Annotated in this window: 4 protein-coding genes; 1 reads left to right on the top strand and 3 read right to left on the bottom strand. The window is 63.3% G+C overall.

The window, feature by feature from the left end; all coding sequences use genetic code 11:
- Together C9F12_RS03385 and tssI are read right to left on the bottom strand one after the other, a co-directional pair.
- The coding region (locus C9F12_RS03385; RefSeq protein ID WP_162816378.1) for a hypothetical protein at positions 1-425 on the bottom strand (425 nt) is incomplete at its 3' end.
- A 107-nt stretch (positions 426-532) separates the two neighbouring features.
- The gene (gene tssI, locus C9F12_RS03380; RefSeq protein ID WP_108447953.1) at positions 533-3757 is read right to left on the bottom strand and encodes a type VI secretion system Vgr family protein; all 3225 of its coding nucleotides are present in this window, start codon (positions 3755-3757) and stop codon (positions 533-535) included.
- On the opposite strand from tssI, the gene C9F12_RS03375 reads away from it, so the two are divergent.
- The gene (locus tag C9F12_RS03375) at positions 3756-4133 is read left to right on the top strand and encodes a hypothetical protein (RefSeq protein WP_108447952.1); all 378 of its coding nucleotides are present in this window, start codon (positions 3756-3758) and stop codon (positions 4131-4133) included. The genes tssI and C9F12_RS03375 overlap by 2 nt on opposite strands.
- A 17-nt stretch (positions 4134-4150) precedes the next feature.
- Here the strand turns inward: C9F12_RS03375 and C9F12_RS03370 are convergent, their stop codons facing one another.
- Entirely contained in the window at positions 4151-5185 is a 1035-nt protein-coding gene (locus C9F12_RS03370) for a DNA-binding protein (RefSeq protein ID WP_162816377.1), read from the bottom strand.
- Between the last annotated feature and the right edge of the window lie 815 nt (positions 5186-6000).

Raw genomic sequence — 6000 nt, 5'->3', positions numbered from 1 at the left:
TCGACGCCTTCACCGCGGGCAAACGCCTGTATGCCTTCGCGGATCCCCGCACGTGCAGGTCGGGAGGCGTTGCCAAAGGCGGGCACCAGACCGATGGCGTCGATCACCAGCACCGCCCAGAGCCAGACGTTCTGGTAGTTCGGCGTGCCGTCTGCGTCGTTGCCATCGAGGTCTACCACGTCGCGGGCGACGTCGCCGATGGCCATGACGTTACCGACCACCGGCAGCATGTAGGCGGCCTGGACGACCACGTCGAGTACCGTGACGGAACCTTCCTCCACGTCCATCATTATCACGGCTTCCGGGGTCTCGCCTTCGCTGTAGGGCTCGGCGGTGATCACCCGGCGGTGATTGAGTGCCTCTTTCAGAGGATCGTGGTCCAAACCTGGAATGACGTGGTTGCCCCAGCTTGTTCTCGCGGCCATGCTAAGTTTCCTTCCTTATGTCCCCACAAGAGGGCGCCATCCCTGATGCATTCAGTGAGGTATTGACCGCTACCCACCGCGCCCCTTGGCGATATTGGCCTGTCGACTCAGGAGCGTTTCTTCGGTGATCCACCAGGCCAGCCTGGCGACGTCAGATCGGGGTCCTGAGCATGGGGGCGCTCCTTGAGGTCGCCGAATGTCGGCCTGGTGGGGACGTCACCCTTCCAGCCGGGTGATGACAGCTCGGTATTGCCAAGCCCTGGGAGCTGCTCCTGAAGCTTCTCCTGCGCGATTTTTTCGAGTTGTGTCCTGGCTTGCTGACCGACACGCCCCGGAAGATCGCTCGGGATGTCACCTGGGATGGTTGGCAGCGGAGGCCCCTTGGGCCAACCTGGCGACGATAGACCCGCGCCGGAAGTGCTTGGCATTCTTCCGGACGTTCCGCCGGCCCAGCCAGGAGACTGGAGGAGGCTGGGCGCTGGTTGGCTGGTCGACCCCAGGCCACCGGCGCTGCCCGATACGGCGGCCTGGGTATCGCCGGACGTCGTGGCATACGTTGGCTTGATCGGTACCTTGCTGGGCCATGCCTGGGGCCGCTTGTCGATTTCTCGCGGGTCCTGGAAGTACTCGACCTGGACACCCCCCAGAGGCAGCCCAGACAGCGTTGCCTTGCCGGCGGCGTCCAGCACCCCTTGGCGTACCGAGCCATCGGCGAGGAAAGCGCGATAGCGGGCGCCGGGCACCGGCCGACCGTTGCCATAGAGGTGTTCAAGATCCAGGTTGGAGGGTTCGGTTTCAGGAAGGTTGTCCAGCGGATAACTCAGACTCGTGGGCCCGCCAAACAGGTGCTGGCTGCCCTTGACGTCGATAGTGCCGGGGGCGTGAATTTCGATGTCGCCGCCCTTGAGTCGGATATAGCCGCCACCGCAGGTCAGCAGCACTTCCTCGGCAGCGGCAATGTGCACGGCGTCTTCGGTGGAGGTGATGCTGAGCTTTTTCTCTGCAGTCAGTGCCATCTCGTCGCTCTGGGCCTGCACTTCGACCTTGCCCTGGGCGGCGAACAGCTTGATCCCGGCGCGTTGGACGAACAGCGACAGCCGGTCGGCGATGCTGGCGACCAGGCGTTTGCCGGCGGCCAGGTTGATGTCCTCGCTTGCGGTGACGCTCAGTGACTTGCCTTGGGCCAGGTGAGTGGACTGGGGGGTGCTGATGGCGATGCCCGCCGGGGAGGCCAATTGCAGCCAGGGCTCCTTGAGTCGCGCGGCCTCGCCACGCCCACCTTTGCTTGCCGTTGTCGCACTGCTGCCGTCGAAGGCTGTGGCAGAGTCGGCACTACCGTGGCGCTCCTGGGCGTCGTCGCTGGCCTTGTGCAGGTCGGTGCGGCTGGCAAGCGCCTCGGCGTCGTGGTCGACAGCGCTGTCGCTGAGGCTGTCGGCAAGCTGCCAGGCGCTTTGTAGCTCGCGCCAGGCGGGGCGCATGTCGAGCTGCTCACCGTTGGCACCAAGCTGTCCCCAGCTGCTGACCAACAGGCCCTGGTTGGCGCGCACGGCGCCGTAGGCGTCGGTGCGCAGCTCGAAGCCGGTGCCGCGAAAGTCGCCGCGGGTATTGCCGTGCTGGTGGATCAGATAGCCGAGGTTCAACTGGCTCTTGGCGTGCTCGGAGTTGAGCCGCACCCGCTCCTGGTCGGTGGCGTCATCGAACACCAGCTCGTTGTACTTGCCACCGCGATAGGTCTTCGACTTGAAGCCCGACAGCAGGCCGTTGGAGTGCCATTCCGGACGTTCATCGCCGTTGTAGACCCGACCGGTGATCAAAGGGCGATCCGGGTCGCCCTCGAGGAAGTCAACGATCACCTCCTGGCCGATGCGCGGGACAAAGACCGCGCCCCAGCCGGCGCTGGCGTTGGGCTCGCTGACCCTCAGCCAGCAGCTCGAGCCAGCGTCGTGGTGACCCAGCCGGTCCCAGTGAAACTGCACCTTGACCCGGTTGAGCCCGTCGGTATGGATTTCCTCGCCTTCCGGCCCCACCACGGTGGCGGTCTGGGGGCCACCCATCACCGGGCGCGGATGGTCGAGGCTCGAGCGATAGGGCAGGCACAGGCGCTGGGTCTCGATGTCGACCAGATAGTGGCCGGTGCCGGTGCGCTGGTAATCGTCACGGTGGAGGCTGGAGCCTTTATCCGAGAGACCCAGCCCGTGGGCGCGACGCGCCTGATCGAGCTGTTCCTGCAAGCTTCCGGGCAGGGTCGACAGATGCGCCGATACCGGCAGGGCATTCTCGGCATGCACGCTGAGGCCCAGCACCAGGAACTCGCGCTCGCTGTCGTCGCCGCGCTCATGTTGGCCATGCTGGGTCAGGGTGAAGTGGCCGCCTACCTGAAGCTGGCGGGCGCCACCGGCGCCATGGAAGCGCTTGGCGCAGGATTCCAGGGCTTCCAGACGATTGACCCCCAGTCGTTCACCGCGACGGTGGTCCGGGTAGTAGTACTCGCCTGGATAATCGTAGACCTCGGTGTCCGGCAGGTGACCCTGGTCACGGATGGTGTCCTGGGCGATGTCGCTGGGGTGGCGAGGCTGCTTGTAGTTGAAGGTGGCGAGGCTTACGCGGGTGGGCTGCTGCTGACGGCGCCCACCCCACTGGGTCAGTGCGTCCTCGGCCTCGGTGGCGGCCTGGCGATGGAAGCGGATGGCCTGGGGGGTGACCGCTGGGCAGGTATCTACGCTGTCGGTGATCACCAGGCAGTGATCGCCTCCGCCATGGCTGAAATAGAAAAACAGTCCTTCTTGTTCCATCAGCCGGTTGACGAAGTGGAAGTTGCTCTCTCGGTACTGCACGCAGTAGCTGCGCGTGGGGTAGTCGCGACGAAGATCAAAGCGGTAGCGCCCCTTGGCGATCTCGTGGCCCTGGAACACCGCCTCGATCACCTCTATGACCGTCTTGTCCTGGAAGATGCGGCTGTCACGACCGAGGCTCAACATGGATAGCCAGGGCACCAGCACCAGTTGGTAGTAGTAGACGCCGCCGTCTTCGCCGAGCAGGGCGGCGGTGTCGACCAGGCCAGAGAGCGGACGGTAGCCGCCGTCGGCCTGGCGGATCTCGATCAATGCCGGCTGGGCGATCAGCGACTTGAGCTCGATGTCGCCGCGCTGGGAGATCACGTCGAGGGTGTAGCAGAAGGGGCGCGAAATGGCCTCTTCACCGACCAGGCGATGAGGGATCAGCGATTGCCCGGCCAGATGAAACTTGAGCAGGCGCTGATCCTGACTCAGTGTGACGTCAAAGGGACCCAGCAGGTCGCTTGGGCGATACGAGGACCAGGAGGGGTCGTCCATGCTCAGCACCCTCCTGCCAAACGTGCCCACTCGGTGGGCGCCGATGGAAGACGCAGCGATGAGCACAAATGATGGGGAGCAGATGGCATGGCGGTTCCTCCCTGAACGATTCCGTCAGTCCGAATCTGGAGGATCTTACCGGCGGGACGGGGCCCGGGCAGCAGGGGAAAGGCGTTTTCAGAAAGGGCTTACGCAGGAAAACGACATGTCGAGCAAGCTGTGCCTTGGCAACGCCGCAAATCGGGCATTGAAGGAGGCGGTGCACGTCGCTTGGGCCATGAATGGCGACTTCTGGTTTGCAGTGCCGCTGCGCTGGATCCCGGGCTTGCCGTGTGAACGCCACCCTATGCAATCACACGGCAAGGCCGCTGCCTGAATCCTGGAGGCGCTGCCCTAGGGCGAAGAGGTCTGTTGTTTGGCGTTTCCGCTGGATGTGCCTTCGTTGTCATCGGGGCGTTCGCGCTGCTGTCTGGCCAGCGCCCAGATCTTCTCGTCAAGCTTGGCCTCGAGCGCCTTGAGTCGCTCTGACTGATTCGCCAGCAGCCGCCTCTGCTCTTCGATACGCTCGTTGAGCAGGTCTACCTCGTGGCCTCGAGCGCGCAGGTTCTCCTCGGCTCGCGAGCGCTCCATCTGCGTCTCGCGGTGGCGCTTTTCCTCTTCTGACAGTTCGCCCCGCAGTGCCTGAAGCTGCTGCTGCAACACCTCCTGGCGCTGATCGGCCTGCTTGAGCCGCTGGGCATGGGCCTTTTCCGCACTTTGTCGTTCCTGGCGTGCCTCGTCCAGCATGGCCATCAGCCGCGCCTCGGCGGCCTCGTGGCGCTGTTCTTCCTGGGCCAGGCGCTCGCGATGCTGCTTCTGCTGGTCATCCAGTGCCTGCTGGTACTCCCTGCCTTCACGCTCCTTGTCCTGCTGCAGACGATCAAGCTGAGCTTCGAGCTGGGTGGCGCGCTCGCCTTCCTTGATGAGCTGCTGCTCCAGCGACTGATTGGCGCTCGCCAGCCTTGCCGATTCCGAGGCCGCCTCCTGCAGGCGCTGCTCCATGGATGACAGATGGGCCGACAGGGCGCTTTCGCGCTGTTCGGCGTCTTCGGCGCGACGATCGGCGGCGGCCACCTTTTCAAGCGCGCCTTCCACGTTGCGATCGGCCTCCTGGCGATAGTGGGCCAGGTTTTCCGCCGCCGCCTCCTGGGCCTTGCTCCAGAGCTCTTCGGCCAGTCCCTGAAGCTCCACGGGCATCCCCTGGGGTGGCGGAACGTCTCGTCGCTCTTCCCGGCGTGAACGCCATTCGCGCAGATGTTCGCTGATGGTGGTGAAGCTGCCGGTGCCGAGTATCTCTCGGACCTTCTGAACGCTGGGGGCTTCCTGCTGCTTGAGCAGAGTATCCACCGCTCGTTGAACGTCGTCGTAGGTGATCCCGGTACGGGCCATGAAGCTCTCCTTGTGCGGTGGTCGATTCCGCCAGCGGCTGATCATGCCTGAATGCCCCCTCGCTCGCCATGCTCCGGTTCGCTTTCTGTGACACCCGTTGGCACTGCCTTGCGGTGTCGTCACGTGAGCGGTGCTCACATTCCTGCGAACCCCTGCCTGCTCCGTGAGGGGGCGGCTGATGCCGCCAGCCATCATTTCCATTTAGCAAAGGCGATAGTACGTGTAATTACATAAAGCGTAAATACGTAGGAATATTTATGATAAGCGACATTAAATCAAGATTACGCGCCTTATCTTGAATTTATGGGCCTACAGGGGCAGACTAAAGCGATCAGCGCTCGTTGCGGATGCATGGGAGAAGTTGGCGTCGTATAGCGCGGGAAGGGCTGCTGCGAGTTGGTTGCAGCGGTAGAAGCGGCGTGAATTCTCGTTGACGGCGAAGAACGGCGCGTAGAGAGCGTCTATGGGAGAAGTTCTTCTTCGGATAATAGCTAGTTTAAAATCAATGCGTTACAAGATTTTCATGCTCGCACGACGAGGCAGCCTTAGGCTGGGTTAAAGCAGGGAAAAACGAGACCAGGAAAGAGCGCGGGCATGGCAGCGCCAGACCGGGGAAAGCGAGAGCGGAGAATGGCTAGAGAAGAGCTAGAGCAGCAGGGAAAGGCCAGAATAGAGAGCGGCAAAAGTAGAGAAGCACGAGGGCGGGAGAGGGCGGCTGGCAGGTGAGTAGCGGTCAAGCCACCCTGACAGCAGGGCATCAAGGGTTATGCCCACGCCACTTGGCATAAGCTGCCGTTCCAAGCGCCAGAATGATC

This window comes from Halomonas sp. BN3-1 (genome assembly GCF_003056325.1).
GTDB lineage: Bacteria > Pseudomonadota > Gammaproteobacteria > Pseudomonadales > Halomonadaceae > Halomonas > Halomonas litopenaei.
Note: the sequence above shows the minus strand (reverse complement) of the source record. Positions and strands in the feature narration are given on the sequence as shown.

Bases quoted from the DNA above. Each gene is read 5' to 3' on its own strand.
- C9F12_RS03370 (WP_162816377.1), bottom strand. From the start codon at position 5,185: ATGGCCCGTACCGGGATCACCTACGACGACGTTCAACGAGCGGTGGAT.
- C9F12_RS03375 (WP_108447952.1), top strand. From the start codon at position 3,756: ATGCTCAGCACCCTCCTGCCAAACGTGCCCACTCGGTGGGCGCCGATG.
- tssI (WP_108447953.1), bottom strand. From the start codon at position 3,757: ATGGACGACCCCTCCTGGTCCTCGTATCGCCCAAGCGACCTGCTGGGT.